At 37.8% G+C, this 16,458-nt stretch carries 16 protein-coding genes; all 16 read right to left on the bottom strand.

The window, feature by feature from the left end; translation table 11 throughout:
- Nucleotides 1-35: 35 nt before the first annotated feature.
- Nucleotides 36-1,337 (bottom strand): oligosaccharide flippase family protein, encoded by a 1,302-nt coding sequence (locus QUE86_RS05755; RefSeq protein ID WP_286259818.1) that lies wholly within the window; start codon nucleotides 1,335-1,337, stop codon nucleotides 36-38.
- On the bottom strand, nucleotides 1,327-2,562 hold the full coding sequence (locus tag QUE86_RS05760) for a glycosyltransferase (protein WP_286259820.1): 1,236 nt from the start codon (nucleotides 2,560-2,562) through the stop codon (nucleotides 1,327-1,329). The genes QUE86_RS05755 and QUE86_RS05760 overlap by 11 nt, the downstream gene beginning before the upstream one ends.
- Entirely contained in the window at nucleotides 2,562-3,809 is a 1,248-nt protein-coding gene (wcaK, locus tag QUE86_RS05765) for a colanic acid biosynthesis pyruvyl transferase WcaK (RefSeq protein WP_286259822.1), read from the bottom strand. The genes QUE86_RS05760 and wcaK overlap by 1 nt, the downstream gene beginning before the upstream one ends.
- A 6-nt stretch (nucleotides 3,810-3,815) precedes the next feature.
- Nucleotides 3,816-5,837 carry a type II secretion system protein GspD gene (locus QUE86_RS05770; protein WP_286259825.1) on the bottom strand — a complete coding sequence of 674 codons (2,022 nt, stop codon included), beginning with the start codon at nucleotides 5,835-5,837 and terminating at the stop codon, nucleotides 3,816-3,818.
- A complete protein-coding gene (locus tag QUE86_RS05775; RefSeq protein WP_286259826.1) occupies nucleotides 5,827-6,321 on the bottom strand; it encodes a hypothetical protein in 495 nt (164 codons plus the stop codon). Before QUE86_RS05775 ends, QUE86_RS05770 begins: the two co-directional genes overlap by 11 nt.
- A complete protein-coding gene (locus QUE86_RS05780; protein WP_286259828.1) occupies nucleotides 6,318-6,860 on the bottom strand; it encodes a hypothetical protein in 543 nt (180 codons plus the stop codon). The genes QUE86_RS05775 and QUE86_RS05780 overlap by 4 nt, the downstream gene beginning before the upstream one ends.
- Nucleotides 6,857-7,813, bottom strand: a complete 957-nt coding sequence (locus QUE86_RS05785; protein ID WP_286259830.1) for a hypothetical protein — start codon at nucleotides 7,811-7,813, stop codon at nucleotides 6,857-6,859. Before QUE86_RS05785 ends, QUE86_RS05780 begins: the two co-directional genes overlap by 4 nt.
- On the bottom strand, nucleotides 7,813-8,649 hold the full coding sequence (locus QUE86_RS05790) for a type II secretion system minor pseudopilin (RefSeq protein WP_286259832.1): 837 nt from the start codon (nucleotides 8,647-8,649) through the stop codon (nucleotides 7,813-7,815). Before QUE86_RS05790 ends, QUE86_RS05785 begins: the two co-directional genes overlap by 1 nt.
- Complete coding sequence (locus QUE86_RS05795; RefSeq protein WP_286259833.1) at nucleotides 8,633-9,313, bottom strand: PulJ/GspJ family protein; 681 nt, start codon at nucleotides 9,311-9,313, stop codon at nucleotides 8,633-8,635. Before QUE86_RS05795 ends, QUE86_RS05790 begins: the two co-directional genes overlap by 17 nt.
- Complete coding sequence (locus QUE86_RS05800) at nucleotides 9,294-9,710, bottom strand: PulJ/GspJ family protein (protein ID WP_286259835.1); 417 nt, start codon at nucleotides 9,708-9,710, stop codon at nucleotides 9,294-9,296. Before QUE86_RS05800 ends, QUE86_RS05795 begins: the two co-directional genes overlap by 20 nt.
- Nucleotides 9,691-10,155, bottom strand: coding sequence for a type II secretion system protein (locus QUE86_RS05805; protein WP_286259838.1), 465 nt, complete (start codon nucleotides 10,153-10,155; stop codon nucleotides 9,691-9,693). The genes QUE86_RS05800 and QUE86_RS05805 overlap by 20 nt, the downstream gene beginning before the upstream one ends.
- On the bottom strand, nucleotides 10,142-11,332 hold the full coding sequence (locus QUE86_RS05810; protein WP_286259840.1) for a type II secretion system F family protein: 1,191 nt from the start codon (nucleotides 11,330-11,332) through the stop codon (nucleotides 10,142-10,144). Before QUE86_RS05810 ends, QUE86_RS05805 begins: the two co-directional genes overlap by 14 nt.
- Nucleotides 11,329-12,990 carry a GspE/PulE family protein gene (locus QUE86_RS05815; RefSeq protein WP_286259842.1) on the bottom strand — a complete coding sequence of 554 codons (1,662 nt, stop codon included), beginning with the start codon at nucleotides 12,988-12,990 and terminating at the stop codon, nucleotides 11,329-11,331. Before QUE86_RS05815 ends, QUE86_RS05810 begins: the two co-directional genes overlap by 4 nt.
- Nucleotides 12,977-13,384 carry a type II secretion system major pseudopilin GspG gene (gspG, locus tag QUE86_RS05820; RefSeq protein ID WP_286259844.1) on the bottom strand — a complete coding sequence of 136 codons (408 nt, stop codon included), beginning with the start codon at nucleotides 13,382-13,384 and terminating at the stop codon, nucleotides 12,977-12,979. Before gspG ends, QUE86_RS05815 begins: the two co-directional genes overlap by 14 nt.
- Nucleotides 13,385-13,470: 86 nt before the next feature.
- Nucleotides 13,471-14,193 carry a DsbA family protein gene (locus QUE86_RS05825; protein WP_286259846.1) on the bottom strand — a complete coding sequence of 241 codons (723 nt, stop codon included), beginning with the start codon at nucleotides 14,191-14,193 and terminating at the stop codon, nucleotides 13,471-13,473.
- A 78-nt stretch (nucleotides 14,194-14,271) separates the two neighbouring features.
- Nucleotides 14,272-16,053, bottom strand: a complete 1,782-nt coding sequence (locus tag QUE86_RS05830; protein ID WP_286259848.1) for a hypothetical protein — start codon at nucleotides 16,051-16,053, stop codon at nucleotides 14,272-14,274.
- Nucleotides 16,054-16,458 lie beyond the last annotated feature (405 nt).

Raw genomic sequence — 16,458 nt, forward strand, 5'->3', positions numbered from 1 at the left:
AATTGTATTGTCCTAATTTAGCCTATTCACTCAGCTCATTTAGGTATGAACTGATACAAAAGATTAATAATTAGATAAATAAACACATTAGTACTGAACATTAAAAGGTATGTTCTTTTTGGTATATCCGGGTCGCTTTTACCAAAGAAGAATAATGCACTTGCGGTCATTGCGATCTGCAATGACGCAACACCGTACGCAAACAAACTAATGCTTTGTAACTGAGTCAGTATTAATAATACAAAAATACTGATTGATGATGAAAGAACATTCCACTGAAACTCTATTTTGGTATTACCTTTAGCTTGTGCAGCTATGCCTAATAACGAACCAAAAGGAGCAAGGAAGCCAATGATGAATAAAGCATACAAAATTGGAATTGACTGCTGATATTGCTCAAAATAATGCTGAATGGCAACTGTAAGCCCACCTAAGAACAATAAGTACACCGCACTATTCATTGCACTGAGAGTTCGCAAAGAGCGATTGAACGTCGAATAGAACACTTGAAACCGTGCTTGTTGTTTTGCAAGTTTTGGATACACCAATCTAGCAATAAGAATACGAATAAACTTAATAGGCTGCATAAGTAGTTCTTTTGCAAATGAGTATAAACCTAAAACTTCAACACCCATTAATTTACCAATTATTAGCTGATCAAGCTGCGCACGAACCTGATTCAAAATTTGTGAGCCCATTTGGAAGCCGCCAAATGCAAGTGCTGGCTTTACAATTGCGAAGTCAACTTTATAAGTAGGATGCCAAGACTTGTCTGCAAAAATTAAAAATAACAAATACCTTAGGCTATTTACGACTAAAAATGCATACAGATAAGGGAATATGCTTTCAATACCCGCTTTAATAAATAAAAACGTAAAAGCTAATAAGCACAACTTGGTCACAATATCTATTTTAGCAAGGGGGACGTTCTTCCCTGCTTTTATAAAGTTAGCTTGATATTGTGCGCTTAAACCTAGCAGAACAAAATTAAACGCCATTATGTATAAACTTTCGGCTATTTCTTTTGACTCGTAAAAGCTTGCTACTGGCGAAGCAATTAAAGCGATAAGTCCACCAGCACCAGCCCCTAAAAGCAGATTTGTATAATACAATGCCGAGCTTTGAGAACGAGTTAAAGTTTGCTTGTAAATAAAATAGTTAGACAACCCCATATCTTGTACAAGATAGGCAATCGCTAAAAACACGTTGATTATAGCGAGTACACCTATCACCTCTGGGCTGGTGTAGTACGCTAGCATAGCAAAAACAGAAAACTGTACGGCACCGGCAATTGCTGATGACGCAAGTATCCAAATGCCTTGCTTTTTAGTGCTCATTTAATTTGACCAGTATATCCAATAATTGAGTATATAGTTTCGACTGCTCAAAGTACTGCTCAACTTTTCCTTTTGCCGTTGCTCGCATTTTTTCAATATCAATTTGACCATTTACTAGTCTTTCAATTGCATCGGCAAGCTCTAGTGGAGCGTGCTCTTGTGCAAGCAAGCCACTTTCATTATGAGAAATAAGCTCAGGTATACCGCTATGATAAGTTGATATGGTGATTAAGCCCATTGCCATTGCTTCCATTAATGCAACTGGAATACCTTCCATATCACCATTTGCAGCAACAACCGACGGCAATAAAAATGCGTCAGCGTCGTTCAGCAGTTGAGCTACTTTCTCTTGCGGCTGAAAACCCAGTAGTTTTACACTCTCAGAGAGTTGAAGCCGATCTATTTGTTGAACGATTTTCGCTTTTAAATCACCATCGCCAACAATTTGATATTCAAAAGCAACGCCACGCTTTTTTAACTCTGCCATTGCATCTAAAGCATCAGCCAAACCTTTCTTCTCGATGAATCGGGCTACACTGATAATTTTTAGCGGCTTAGAAATGGGTTTATCTAACTCTCTGCACTTAAATTGCTCACTGTTGATGCCCATACGATTAACGATTATCTTATGAGGCTCACACCCTAATGAGATAAGCTTTTTTTGCCACAGCTCACTAATAGGTAGCATTAACTCGCCAGTTTTGAAGAGTTTTTCATAATCATGTTTGAAAACATCTAAAATAGCTTTAACTGAAATATCAGCACCATGAAATACTGTAACCAATTTACCTTTTAATAAATTGAGTTCACGCATTTTATTTGCAACAACAGCCGCAGTCCCAAAGTGAGCTATAAATATGTCAGATTCAAAGCATTGTGTTGTTCTGGTTACGATACTTGGCAGAAGTAAAGACTTACTGTGAATACCAAAACGAGCGGTATTTAAAGACGCTAGTTTTTTACTTACTTGTTGTGGCCAAAGTAAAGTAACAATTCTCTTCAAACGAGTTTTAAATGTACTATCAGTAACAGATTCTGTTGTTAAATAAGTCGTTTTTTCAATGAGTTTGTAGTCACTTACTGTCTTATGGCTATTCGTCAGATCCCCTCGACCAATTGCCATTACGTGTACATTTACCCCTCTCTCAATTAAACCAATAATCTGATTGATGACAAATGTTTCTGACGCTACTGGGAATTGGTTTAAGAAAAATGTTACTTTCATTAGTCGCGCTCAATTTTTTGGAGCACTCGTGTGACCATATCTCTTACTTTCTGACGCTCAACTTCTACTTGTTGCGTCATTTTACTTTCAACATCATCTACATTAGCTAGTAGATGCCTGACCGAAGTTAGCAATTCATCGTTGAATAATGAAGATACATCTTTTGAGAGGTCAGGGAGATCTAATTGAGCCATTATGCCTTTTGACTTGTGCTCATAATTTAAGGCAATAGCAGGAGTACCAAAGTTCATTGAAATAATTGCACTGTGTAAACGCGTGCCGATTGTTAAGGTACATAAACCAAGAAATGTACCTAGCTCTACGTCATTTAGCTCATCCATAATGACGTGACAACTTGACTTGTTGTTCACCAGATTTTGGACTTTAAGAGCTGTCATACGATCATCTCGATGATAACCGCCTACCCCAGTACAAGTTGAGCACAGCGCTACTTGGTACCCATCATTGATTAAATCATCTATTAATTGCGCAAAATGCTCTTCATACTGTTGCTGTGTGACACCTAAACGCTTATCAAAAGGGGCTAATTCACGCAATGTAATCGCAATGGTTGGAGCTGCTTGCGTTAGTGTTTCTAAGTAACTAGGAATCGCTACGGGCTGATTAGGAACAACCCATGCAGTATCAGCTCCTTCTGTTACCTTGTGATCTGAAATCTGAGCTTGCTTCATGTAGTTCAGACTCAGGTTTTCTCTTAACGCAAGCTCATCAACAAGTGAAAAGACACGGTCAGCCAGCTTTGTATATTTTTTGCTTTGGAATGGTCCCACTGAATGGCCTAGTAAAAAGAGCTTCTTTTTGGCTAACAGAGTACACAGCGCATGCTCGAACTGAGCGGGTCCATACAGGTCAACAAAAAATGAACCGCCAACTTGAATCACCGCATCATAGTGGGAAATTACATCTAGCTGCTGAGAAATATGCTCAGGCAAACTTTTTGAGCTCGGTTTATTTAATTTATTTGCTAAAAAATAACCTAAGAATCGACGACTATACTTTTTCCAAATTCTATCTAAAAAACCAGTACCTCGAATCTCGTGATATTGGTCTAGGGGATCCATTATTAAAGTTTGGCCAAGTAAATAACTTGAGCTTATTGGGAAGCGGCTATAAGCATCTATTCTTATATTGGGGTGCTGCTCAGTTAACTCAGCAATTAACCCCCTTAGTATTGCGCCGTCTCCCCGGTTTCCACAGGTATGATTTCCAACCAGTAGTAATTTCATATACCTTTACTTAATAGTAATTGGTGTGCTGTAAAGCTTTGACATTGCTTCACTAAACTCATCAACTTCACTCGAATCATTTACAACCTTAGTTGTGATTAGCATCACAAGCTCTGTTCGGCTATTAGTGTCACTCTTACTAGAGAATAAGCCACCTAAAATAGGGAATTCACTTAACAGAGGGACACCGTTGTTGTTGTCTGATTTCGTTTCTTGAATAAGTCCACCTAACGCAACAGTTTGACCGTCCGCAGATAATATCTCTGTAGAAATCGCTCTGTTTGTAATTACAGGTGTATCTGCACCACTTGTATCATTTGGCTGTGCATTACTCACTGACATAGCAACACTTAAAGAAATCACTCCCTGAGAATTGATAATCGGTGTTATAGCAACATTTACACCCGTAGAGCGATATTGGATAGAGTTTGCAACAGAGTTCCTATCACCAATATCTTCTACTGTTTGCGTTACAATAGGAACCTGATCTCCTGACGTAATAGTCGCAGACTCACCATCTCTTACGATCATGTATGGTCTAGATAAAACGCGCGTGTTGCCCTTACTGTTACTCCAGTTTAATTTAGCTTGCCAATCGCCTTTAATAATAGTTGATGAAATTGAGCCACTACTTGCAAGGTTTAATAGCGTGCTATCGTTGTCATCACTTAATGAGTTATAAACCCAGTCAATCCCCGAAGACATATCATCGCTTAAATTAACCTCAAGAATGGTTACATCTAAAATAACCTGACCAGGTAAAACATCCATTCTTTTAAGTAAAGACTCAACCAAACGGTACTCATCATTAGTGGTATAAAAAATAAGTGCATTTTGTTGACGATCTAAGCTAAAACGCATTGGACCTGCATCAACAGAGGTTTTACGCCCTCTATCTCCTTGGCCAGAACTACCTTGCTCTTGATTCGTTGCTGCACTTCTATTTGAGCCACCAATTAATAAACTACTAATCGACTCGAGCATGGTTTCTGCCTTTGCATATTTGGGTTTATATACAAAGTACTGTCTTTCATCACCAGCAATAGGAACATCAATTTTGTTTGCCCAAAAAATTATACGATCTACAATTTCTTCATTCGCCGCATATGCAACAAATGCATTTATTCTAGGGATTGGTACAAAAGAAACATCACCATCAGTTGAAACAAGCATGCCATCTTCTGCTAATAATTCGCGGATCTGCTCAATACCTTCAATTGGTGAAATGTGAGCGAACTCAACTAGGCGAATTTCACGGCCATACGCTCGTGGTACATCAAGCATTTTTATGATTCTTAATGCTCTGAGAATTTCACTGCGGTCACCTTCAACAATAATGAGCTTTTGTTGAGATTGTACAGTAATTGCCGCAGTTGATAGTTTTCCCATTATGCTCGAAATATTGCGGCTACCGCTATACACATAGGGAACTATTTGCGTGATTGCACCAGCCATATCTGGCACATCTGTCGCTTCACCGCCAATACCAATGCCTATTGAGTTTTTCTGTGAACTTCCAGTCACTTTAGATAAATAGATAATATCGTCTTTTCTAAGAGTCTGAATAGCACTTTCTTCAAGCGTTTTCACAACAACTTTATAAAATTCAGGGCGCTCAATTGGTGAAGAAATATTTAAGGTGATCTTGTCATTAGAGGCTGCTAGCTGCGGAGCCACCACATAATTTAAATTTAAAAGCTCATCAAATACACGACTGGTAAATTCTTTTACTGATATTTCATCTGCAGCAAAAGTGATTGGCTCACCAGTTAGCTCTGGCGGCTTTTTAGCATCTTCTTTTAATTTAGAGATACCACCTAAATCTTGTACCTTAACTGCATTAAAACTATTTGAAGGCTCTTCACTTTGGGCAGCTTCTGGCTGAGACTCATTTTTAGTTAGGTCTTGTTTCAGAATAGATCTTTCAACCTTTAGCTCTTTTCCTTGCAGTCCACCAGTTTGAACACATCCAGACACGGCTAACGCTAGTACAAGTAAAAGCGAGCTTTTATATGGACTACTTTTCATTTGAAACTTCCTCTACGTTCTCAGTCCTTGTGATATTAATGACCTGTGGTTTATACATCTTTAACAAGTACTCTTTTTTGTTATTTATTAACTCAACGCCCGTTGACATTATCGACTTTAATTCTAAAGAATGGAATGTATCACCTTCAACAGCGTCAACCACAGTTTCTTTATTATTTTCACCTTTAATTCTCAATCTCGCTTTTGCGAAGCCACCTGAGGTATGAATAGAAATTAAAGAAACTGTAACATCAAAAACATCTGGTAAGGCTTCTTGTTGCTTATCTTGGATACGAGAAAAATTGATTCCCAAGATGTCAGCAAACCCCTCCACATCAAATTGTTTAGCGCTTATGTTTTTTGTAATGACTGGCAATGGTTCATCTTTTGGCTTATCTGAACTTAATGGATTATCTAACAGAAAATCCCCTGCCCAAAATAAAACACCAAGTACCGCCAAGATTAAAATTAAAATATTTTTCATTGTCTTTTATACACTCGTAAAAATTCAATGTTGGCTCTAATACGGTCTGGTTGAGCTCTATCTCGGAACATTGAAATCTGTCTTACGCGATTACCATACTCAATATTCTCAAGCTCAAAAAGTAAGTTGAGAACTAAATTTCCATCACCCGAAAGATTTAACCTGCCTGTGTAAACAGCGTATGTATCATTTATCTTCACTTCACGTTGAGGTGCTTTATTGTCAATACTGACTTCATACTTGGCTATTACCGAATCAACAGCATTTAGCCAAAATAAAGATGGATCTTGATTTTTCTCAAGCGTAGGAATTTTATCAAATTCGCCAAGGTGCTTATTAAACTCTTCAAGATAGTTTTCTATGTTGTCTTTTGAGTCTAGTGCTCGCTCTTGTTTATTAACGAATGCTTTGACGCTATTTAATTCCTGCTTTTTGTTATCTAGCCAGTCCAACCATGGAAAAAAAATAAACTCTAAAGAAAGCAATAAAGCAATTAAGCTTACCCCGACCACTTTTATTGAAATAGCATCCTTGTTCATTTCCATACCACCTCAATCGAAAATACTTCTTCATCTAAGCTATTTTTAGTTACTGGCCTAGTAAATTTAGCCTCATCAACAGAGGAAGACTTGATAAGATGCTCGAGTAATTTTGTAGCTGAATCACTTGTTGAACCACTTATCCGAAAACCCGTGTTGATAATGTTAAGCCGCTCAATAAAGATATCATTTGAAGAAATTCCCAAGCGGCTAAATACATCTAACACATTTGGGTTTTCATTTAAAAACTTAACCAGCTCTGTAGTTTGCTGCTGCTTATTATTAAATTCTTGTTTTAAAGCAAGCACTTGATTAACACTTTCTCTATGTTCCTGCTTGACCGACTCATAATAACTAGTAGCTAGGAGTAGATAAGCGCTTAATGCTACTCCAGTTAGGGCAATAAAACTAATTAGAGAAATAATCAGGTGGCGTGTTTTAAGCTTTTCTATTTTTCCTGAGGCTTTTGTTTTATTAATAAAAAGCCCAGGAAGATTAATCCACTGAATATCTTCAATGGCTTTTAATTTACTCGGTTGCTGATTGTGTTGAATTGATAAAGGATAAAGGCTCTGTTCTTTTTCTCTATCAAACAAAGGCATGATCAACTTACATTCACGAGGAACTTTATCCATGACATGCTCAGGAACAACGAAGTAACTTACTTCTATAGAATTTTTAGTTACGCGCTGAATGCTCCAACTAAAGTGCCCTTCCATTGGCGGTAGCTGAAGTTTTTCAGCTTTAATGATGGCGTTAAGTTGCAACAAATTAGTATTATTGTAGGTTCTTGTTGTTGCCCAAAATAAATCTCTATCAAGAAAACATGCTGTTAGGAGCATATTCGCAGACTTTGTATAGGCTGTGTTTTTAACTTCAAGGTCTGCTGTTAGGTGATATTTATAGTGACATAACGAAGAAGTTAAGCGTAACTTTTGTAACAGGCGTTTCATTATTGAAAAATTAGCTCATCATCAGTTATAAAATATGGACGAAAGGAGTCAACTCCTCTCAGTAGCGTAAACGATTTAGTAATCGACAAATTTTTAGTAAAGGTTATTTCTATTTTATATCGACCACTTGGGTAACTACTCCCTTCCATCGAAGCATTTTGCTCATCAGGGACCGTAAGACCAAGGGCAGAGTATAAAGAATTCGGCATGTATTGTCGAACAATGTAATCTCCTGAATACAAAACTAAATAGGGCTCAATTTTCGAGTAAATTTCGTTATCTTCAATAATATATTCAAGCTCTTTCACACTCTGTATTGTATCGTTAGTTGGTAAGTTAGGTTCAGCGTAATCTCCTTTTTCCGCTCCTTCTATATGAGTAAGGCTATCTTCGTCTTGCCAATCTTTAATCCTATCCTTTATGCGTGGAACTTGTTCTGAGCTTAAGCCATTGTTGACCAGTAAATTTAAAAAATCCTTTTCGTTGTATGGCAAAATAGAGACTAACCCTCCGATATCTTGCACTTTTACTGTGAAGTTATCGTGTTCTTTGGTACTACCTCTAAAGTCTTGCGTCATCATGTTAGAAACAGGCTTTCCCTGAAAGTCTTGACGAGGGCCCAAGATCCCAAAAGAGGTGGTCATGTAATCAAACACCATTTCAGCTTGTACAGATTCTAACTCTAATACAGCATCCGTATTTTGCTTTATTAGGCCTGTTAGCCGCGCATTATTTTGTCCTTTTGAAGACATATAAATCATGATAACGGCCATAATAGCGGTGATCATTAGGACCATAAATAAGGCCACACCTTGCTGTTTAGCCTTCAAACGCATTATTTGCTCCTAGCTGGTAAGGAGTTACCTCTGGGATTTTTAGGATGATATCTGAATGTTTATCGCTAGCGATTTTTACAAACATAGGAACAAGCCCTCTAATATTCCCTTTAAATGTGCCATACCACTTTGGTGATGGTTTAACATTTACATTCAGGTACTCTGAGTAAAAATCATCGAGCTCAAAGCTATTCTTCCAACCAAAATAACTGATTTCAACTTCGTCCGCATCTAGATAAACAAGCTTTTCGCCACATGGAAACGAACTTGGTGGCTGGTGCAAAGGGAAATTACCAAAAGGCACTTCACAGTATTCTAGCTTATTGTTTTCGATGATTAACGCGGCTATAGCAATTGGCGTTGAGACTATAATCGGTGATTCGGTAATAAACAGCATAGATTTTTCTTCACCAACAAAAAAAGGGGTTTTAGCTCCTTCTTGATTAATGTGAAAAAAAGGCTTTAAACTACGAACTTGGTTATTTATGAGCTTAACAGTGGTCAATGTATCAACGCTACGCGACTTATCTTGCTTTGTTAAGTTTAAGATAGAATAACGGTAACTACTTACAGCTAAGGTCATGACTAAAGAGAAAATGACCATGGCAATTAAGACCTCTACAAGAGTGAAAGCTCCTTGGCGCTTAATTTTTCCAATAAACATCTTTTACTCTCAATATGACTTTTTCATCATTTTTGACCTTTACCTGAATTTCATAGAGTATCAAAACTCCTGCATTTTGATTATCAGAATCAGATACTTCGCTAGATATGCTTCTTAATGGTGGCTTTTCATCTAGTACTGTTACTTGCCATGTAAATTCACTATTATTGATTGCATAAGAGCCTGTGTCAGTATCATTATATTGATATTGATAGGCAACATAATCTTTTATGTATTCGCCTAACATAGCTCGATCTATATGGCGTGATAAACGCATTTCATGAAGCGAGGTTGACCGAGCAACATAGCTCATGGCGCTAATTGCAATGAATAGAATAACTGACGCAATCAATACTTCAATTAGCGTCATACCTCGATTATATTTCAATAATTTCATTTTCATTCTTGTTATTGAAAGTCGCTTTAATTGCTAACTTTTTGAAGTAAGTTTTAGCACTGATGATATAGGTTGAGCTTTCTAGAGAAAGAGTTTCAAAGTTAATTTTCTTTAAGACAATGTCTTCTTTGGTATTTTTCGGTTTATTCTTTTCAGTCTGCTCTAGTTCAGCAGCTTCTATAGGAACCTGATTTTCATTCTGCGATATATCACTGATCTCCAAGGAGTTGTTGCTTATAACTATTTTCAACTCAACTCCCTTGTACACACTGTACTGCTTCGCAAACTTCACGGCTTCGATTAACTGCTTTCGCTCTCCATAGCGCTTAGTTTGTTCAAGTTGCTGCCACATATTAGGCAATACAAAAGAACTAGCCAGGCCAATAAGGACCATAACTATTAATAATTCTACAAGTGTGAAGCCTGCGCCTTTAGAAAGAGACATCGTTTATAGACACTATGCTCAGTAACATGGTAATTACTACAGAACCAACAATACCGCCCATGAAAAGGATTAATAAAGGTTCAAGCATTGCAGTAAAACGTGTTAACCATTGTTCAAAACTTAAACGTGAACGCTGCGATATTTCTGTAAACGAGCTAGTTAAAGTACCACTTTCTTCACCTACTGAAATTAGTGAAATTCCAATATCATCAAATAGGCCCAGTTTTGCTAACTCTGTACTTAGCTCACTGCCTGAAGATACAGAAATAACGCTACTTCTGAGCTTGTCTCTCAAAGTAGGATTAATAACGGTTTCAGCGGCGAGCTCTAAACCAGAAGACAAACTAACACCACTTTCAAGTGTCAGTTGTAGTGCCGTTGAAAAACGAATTTTATCTGACTGTTTAATTATTGTTTTTATTAGTGGTAGTGAGACTGTAGCTTCAAGCAACTTCGCCTTTAGTAAAGGTTTACGCAGTGCTGACACAATACCGACAACAATAGCTACTATCACTAAGAGCATATGCACTTGATAACTTTGCACCCAATTAGAAGCATCAATTAAAAATTGAGTATAACTTGGTATATCCTCAACAGAATCAAACATTGAAGACATGCTAGGTATAACGAAGTTAAAAATTGCCCAAATAGCCAGCACGCAAACAATTAAAATGAAAAAGGGATACGTAATCGCCTGAATCATTTTGCTTCGTAATGCATTCTGAAATTGTAAGTTCTGACTTAACCGAGCAAACACTTGTGGAAGATTACCAGTGCTTTCACCTATTTTAACCATTTCAACGAATAAGGTTGAAAACACTTCAGGCCTTTTTCCTAATGCATCACTTAACAAGTCACCTTGTTTTATATCACTAAGCACTCCACTCCAAATAGTCCCCATTGCAGATTGACTATTAGACTTGGCTAAGACAATTAATGCTTTATCAATTTTTAAGCCATTTTTAAGAAGTGTAGACAACTGATTAGTCGACTGCTCCATATCAGCCAAGGTTATTCTTTTGCGCTTAAAACCTTGTTTCTCAGGTGACACTTTTATAACAAGTTTATAGTCTTTTTTTAAAGCCTGAACGGCTGCAGCTTCATTTTCGGCATGCAGCTCGCCTTCGGTTAATTCACCTGTTTTGGTGTAAGCTTTAAACTTAAATAGTTGGTTCACCCAGCAACCCTCATCACTTCTTCAATTGTCGTTTTTCCTTGAAGTGCTTTTAACAGTCCATCTTGTTTCAAGCTACGTAGACTTTTATCAGCCATAAGCTGATATAGGTTGTCGAGTAACTTTTCATCTTTTGCTAAGCGTTTAACATCATTATCGCAAGGTAAATACTCTAGAAATGCCACTCGACCAGCATAACCTGTATGTTCACAGTGTTCACAACCAACAGCTTGGTGTAATCCAGCGTATTCAGGTTGATTCAAAGCATGTAAGCCATATTTTTCGAATTGAAGCAGGCTTTCTTCCTGGTCTAAAGGTTTTTTACAATGAGTACAAAGAGTTCTAGCAAGACGTTGTGCCATAATTGATACTAAACCGGCATTTAGCAAGTACTCTTCAATACCTAAATCCATTAATCGAGTATAAGCTGAAGGTGCGTCATTTGTATGAACTGTACTAAATACTAAGTGACCGGTTAGAGCTGATTGTAATGCTATTTTTGCCGTTTCATTATCCCGGATTTCACCTACCATGATTACATCAGGATCTTGACGTACAATACTTCTTAAACCAGCCGAGAAATCAAAGCCGATTTCTGAATTGACTTGTACTTGGTTTATACCTGGTAATTGATACTCAACAGGGTCTTCTAGAGTCACGATCTTTACATCTGGTTTATTCATTTTATTTAAAAATGAATAAAGTGATGTGGTTTTACCCGAACCTGTAGGGCCAGTCATAAGAATAACGCCAGATGTACGTTTTAAATCTTCGTTGATAAAGCTAATTAGATCTTCTGAATAGCCAAGTCTCTCTAAATCAAATTTAACAGCGTTCTTAATCAAGAAACGCATAACTACACTTTCACCAAAGCCAAGAGGTAAAGTTGAACAGCGAATGTCTAAATCTGTTGAGCCGGCTTTCATCTCGATTTTGCCATCCTGTGGACGTCGTTTTTCGGCTATATCCATGCCTGATAAAATCTTGATACGTGAAATTACCGCTAACTGAAGACTAAGTGGTATTGGGTCTGCTTCTTTTAATATCCCATCAATACGGTATCGTGCTCTATACCTTCCGTCTACTGGCTCAATATGCAAGTCAGAAGCACCTAATTTAACACCTTTATTGATTAGGCTGTTCACTAAGTTTACCGTTGGTGCTCCTAGTGCAAGCTCTTTGAGCACCGCAAGATTATCTGAAGAAACAACAAGTTCAGGTTGTTCAACTGAAATGGCATTAAATTGCTCACTTAGTAGCTCAAAGTCTTTTTTTGTTAGCGCAAAAAACTCAATATTTAAACCAATGAATCTTAGATAATCTAATCCATCATTATTATGTGGAGATGCAAAGCCTAATTTTAATGTTTTATCATTAATCTCTAGTGGTAAAAGATGGTTCTCGATTAAAAACTCTGTATTAATATTACTTAGCTGCTTCACATTTGTATGATCAAGTGCCAATGGCCCCTGCCATTGTGAGCAATCAAGCAATTCAGCATACATGTCACACAGTTGCTCTTCATCAATCCAACCTGAATTTAATAAAAGAACATCTAAAAAGTCATTACTTGTAGATTGGTACTCAAGCGCTTGTTTTAGCCTTTTTGAATCTAACAGTTCATGCTTTACAACATATTCCTGAACTTTAGTATTCCACATCAGCGTCTTCACCTTCACCACCAGGTTTACCATCACGTCCGTAACTTTTCAGTACAAACATTTCTGAGCTTTTTTCTTCTGATTTTGGTGAATAAAAATAAGCATTTCCCCAAGGATCAAGTGGTATCTTTTGTGGAAAATATGGGCCATCCCACATATTTTTATCGCTACTTAGTAACTCATTGAGGTCTTCAGGGTAGTAACCTATATCTAATCGATATGAATCGAGCGCAGTAGCCAAAACTTGCATTTGTGCTTTTGCAGTTCCTTCTCGAGCTGAGTCAACTTTACTAAACATCCTTGGCGCTACAATAGAGGCTAATAAGCCTAAAATTACCATAACGATTAAAAGCTCAACAAGCGTAAAGCCTGCATAATTTTTTTTAGTTTTCATGAATTTTCCCTGAGAGGCAATTAAAATAAGGGACCTATAAGGCCCCATAAATTTACCATAGCTAGTTGACGATGCAACAAGAAGATTTACTTAGACGACTTAACTCGTTCAATAACAGTAGAGAAATCTTCAACTGATTTCGCGCCCATCACAATTTCATAATTTGTAATGTAATTACCGTCTTTTTTACCAACAATAAAGACAGGTGTTGAACCTAACCCTAAAGCGACCGCATCGTTTAATGAGTTTGTTACTAAATTATGTGTTTTAGTATCAGCTAGACACGTATTAAATTGCTCTTCGTCAAGTTGATTTTCTTTAATTACATCTGCAATATCAGGGTCAGTAATCGCGCTACCTAGGTCAAACAATTGCTCTTTTACAGTTTCATATTTACCTTGTTGATTAGCACAACGAAGCATAACAGCTGCATAAGGGGCTTTAGGGTGGATATTCGCTAAAGGTAACTCTCTTGCTAAAACAGCAAGTTGGTTAGTATCGACGAACTGCTCTTTTAATTTTGGCCAAGTCTCTTTTTGAAACTTTTTACAATATGGGCAATGTAGATCTGTAAATTCTAACATGACAACATCAGCAGACTCTGAGCCGATCCAAACCCCTTCGCTAGATAGCTCAATTTTTTTCGGTCTAACAAGCTCTGCTAAGCCTACCTTTATTGCAACTTGTCTTTGTACTTTTTTAAGCTCTGCAATTTCATTTTTTAATGCAGTTACTTCACTCGAGTCTTGTGTTGAAGTACAACCTGATAATGCACCTAAGATACCTGCTAATACAAAAAGCTTTTTCATTCTCACTCCATTTTAGGTAAAAAAAACCCCCGCCTAGGCGAGGGTTTATAGCATAACTTAGTAGCTAGTAATTATTAATTACTGGCTCCATTCGTTTTGGTCAAGAACTGGCATTACACGGTCAGAACCACCAAGAACACGCTGTACAGATACACCGTGAACACTGTCACGAGGTGCAGTTACAGTGAATGTTAAAGTGTGACGGTTTGCGTTAGATTTAGCGTTAACACCATCAGTACCTAGTGAACCAGCAGCGTAACCGCCGTCAGCACCAGTGTAGCTCTTCTGGCTAACAGCTTCTTCGATTAGTTCAGGAACGAAGTAAACAACTGAAGATTTAGCTGGAACAGTACCTAGCTTAACTGCAGTTACTTTACGGTTACCAGTGTTACCGTTGTCTGACTCACCGAATACGTCAACAGTTACTTCTGCAGCTTCATCGTGCTCGTTAGTTACACGTACGAAGTTACCTTCACCGTTTACAACGTAAGGAACTTTAAGTACTGCACCGTTTACGTCGATGTTGTGAGTGAACTTGTCAGCAGCACAGTGATCGTTGTAGCTAGTGTTACCAAAATCTAGTGTGTAGTGTGTGTTCACATCGTAGTTGAAGTTCATGATGCCAGAAGCTGAAGTGTTAGTTACAGCGTAGAACATTTCATTGTAGTCAGCACCAACTAAGTTGCTTGTACCTGTAGCAGGGTTAGTTTCTGCATCACCAGAAGTAGCTGGTGTGAATACGTCTGTAGCTTCAGTGTTGTATACTGGAGCAGCAGCTTTAGTTAAACCGAATGAACCCCAAGTAGTACCTGTTTGAACAGCAACTTGATCAGTTAGAGCTGTGTCAGTAGAACCTGTACCTACTGTACGGCTGTTGTAAAGACCCATTTTAACAGTTGAACCTGGCTCAGCTGTTGCAACGAATTGTGTTTCTAGGTGATCGTTTGCACCTAAAGTGATGAAACGGTCTAAGTTACCAGATACGCCACGGTTGTAGAAAGCAGTCTTGTAGATAGCTTGAGTCTTAGTAGCAGTTAATTGCTTAGTACGGTCAGAATCGAAAACGAATTCTGTACGAGCAACGATTGCAGTGTTGTCAGCATTTGAGCTTTCAGCATTTACGTCAACATCAGCAGTAGAGCCACCGTTTAGAGCGTAGAACTGTGCAGAGATATCAACTAAATCAGTTGCTTTAGAGATACCACCGATGATGTCATAACCTGTGCCACCATCTGTTTTAGCATTAGTTGCTGAGATTGTAACAGTTTTAGAAGCTGAAGAAGTAGTACATTGATCGTTAGCGATCTTGATACCAACTGGGTCAACTGAAGTTGAAAGGCGAGAGAACGCTAAACGTGTACCAGCGCCGATAGTGATACCAGCTTTAGTTAGGAACGTGATTGTACCTTCACCGTCTACTGTACCATCTGAAGAAGCAACTGCAGAAACAGTAGTGCCATCGCTTTTAACTAAGTGGATTTGGTTTGAGTTACCATCGAAAACAGCACCGTCTACTTTAACAACGATATTAGTACCGCCAGGGATATCAGTTGTTGGGATGTAAACGATTTGTTGTGCTGAGTTAGAAGAATCACCAACGATATCGCCGAAGTCGATTGGTAGTGATTTAGTTAACTCGTATGCAGCTGACATTTCGTCAACTTTCTTAACTGCATCTGCACCAGCAGCTGTTGTAGTAGTTTCTACAACACATGATGCACCAGCGTATAGTACGTCGTGATTTTCAACTGTAGCGCTTTTGTAGATTTCAAAACATGCTTCAGTACCTGCGTACGCGTTGCTAGCTAGACCAGCAGCGATAGCAGCTGGGATTAGAGCGATTTTATTAAAACGCTTCATTTTTATCTCCTTGTATCCGGTGGACACTTTAGTTTCTAATATAAAGTTTGTTAAAACCTCTTGATTCTAACAAACAATTTAATAATGTAAAGAGCCCGTCCGACACTCCTAAAAATAAGCAGTATCAACTCAGGCCCGCTAATTATGATTAGTAAATGCTGTTTATTCAAGAGTAAATTAAAAAAAGACTCAATATTTGCTGAAAGCCTGTTTATTGAAAATTTTCACATACATAAACAATTAGAATGTTTACTTTACACAAGCAAGCTGCATCAGCCGAAAGACGTAGTCTAGAGGAGGATTTAGCTCTTATAAAAAAGACAAGCAGTAACCATAAATGTAGTTAAAATGAAATAGAAACGTAAATTTCAATTAGATAAAAATGCTCAAATTCCAAACTTGCTT

The sequence above is a fragment of the Pseudoalteromonas apostichopi genome, from assembly GCF_030297135.1.
Taxonomy (GTDB): Bacteria; Pseudomonadota; Gammaproteobacteria; order Enterobacterales; family Alteromonadaceae; genus Pseudoalteromonas; species Pseudoalteromonas apostichopi.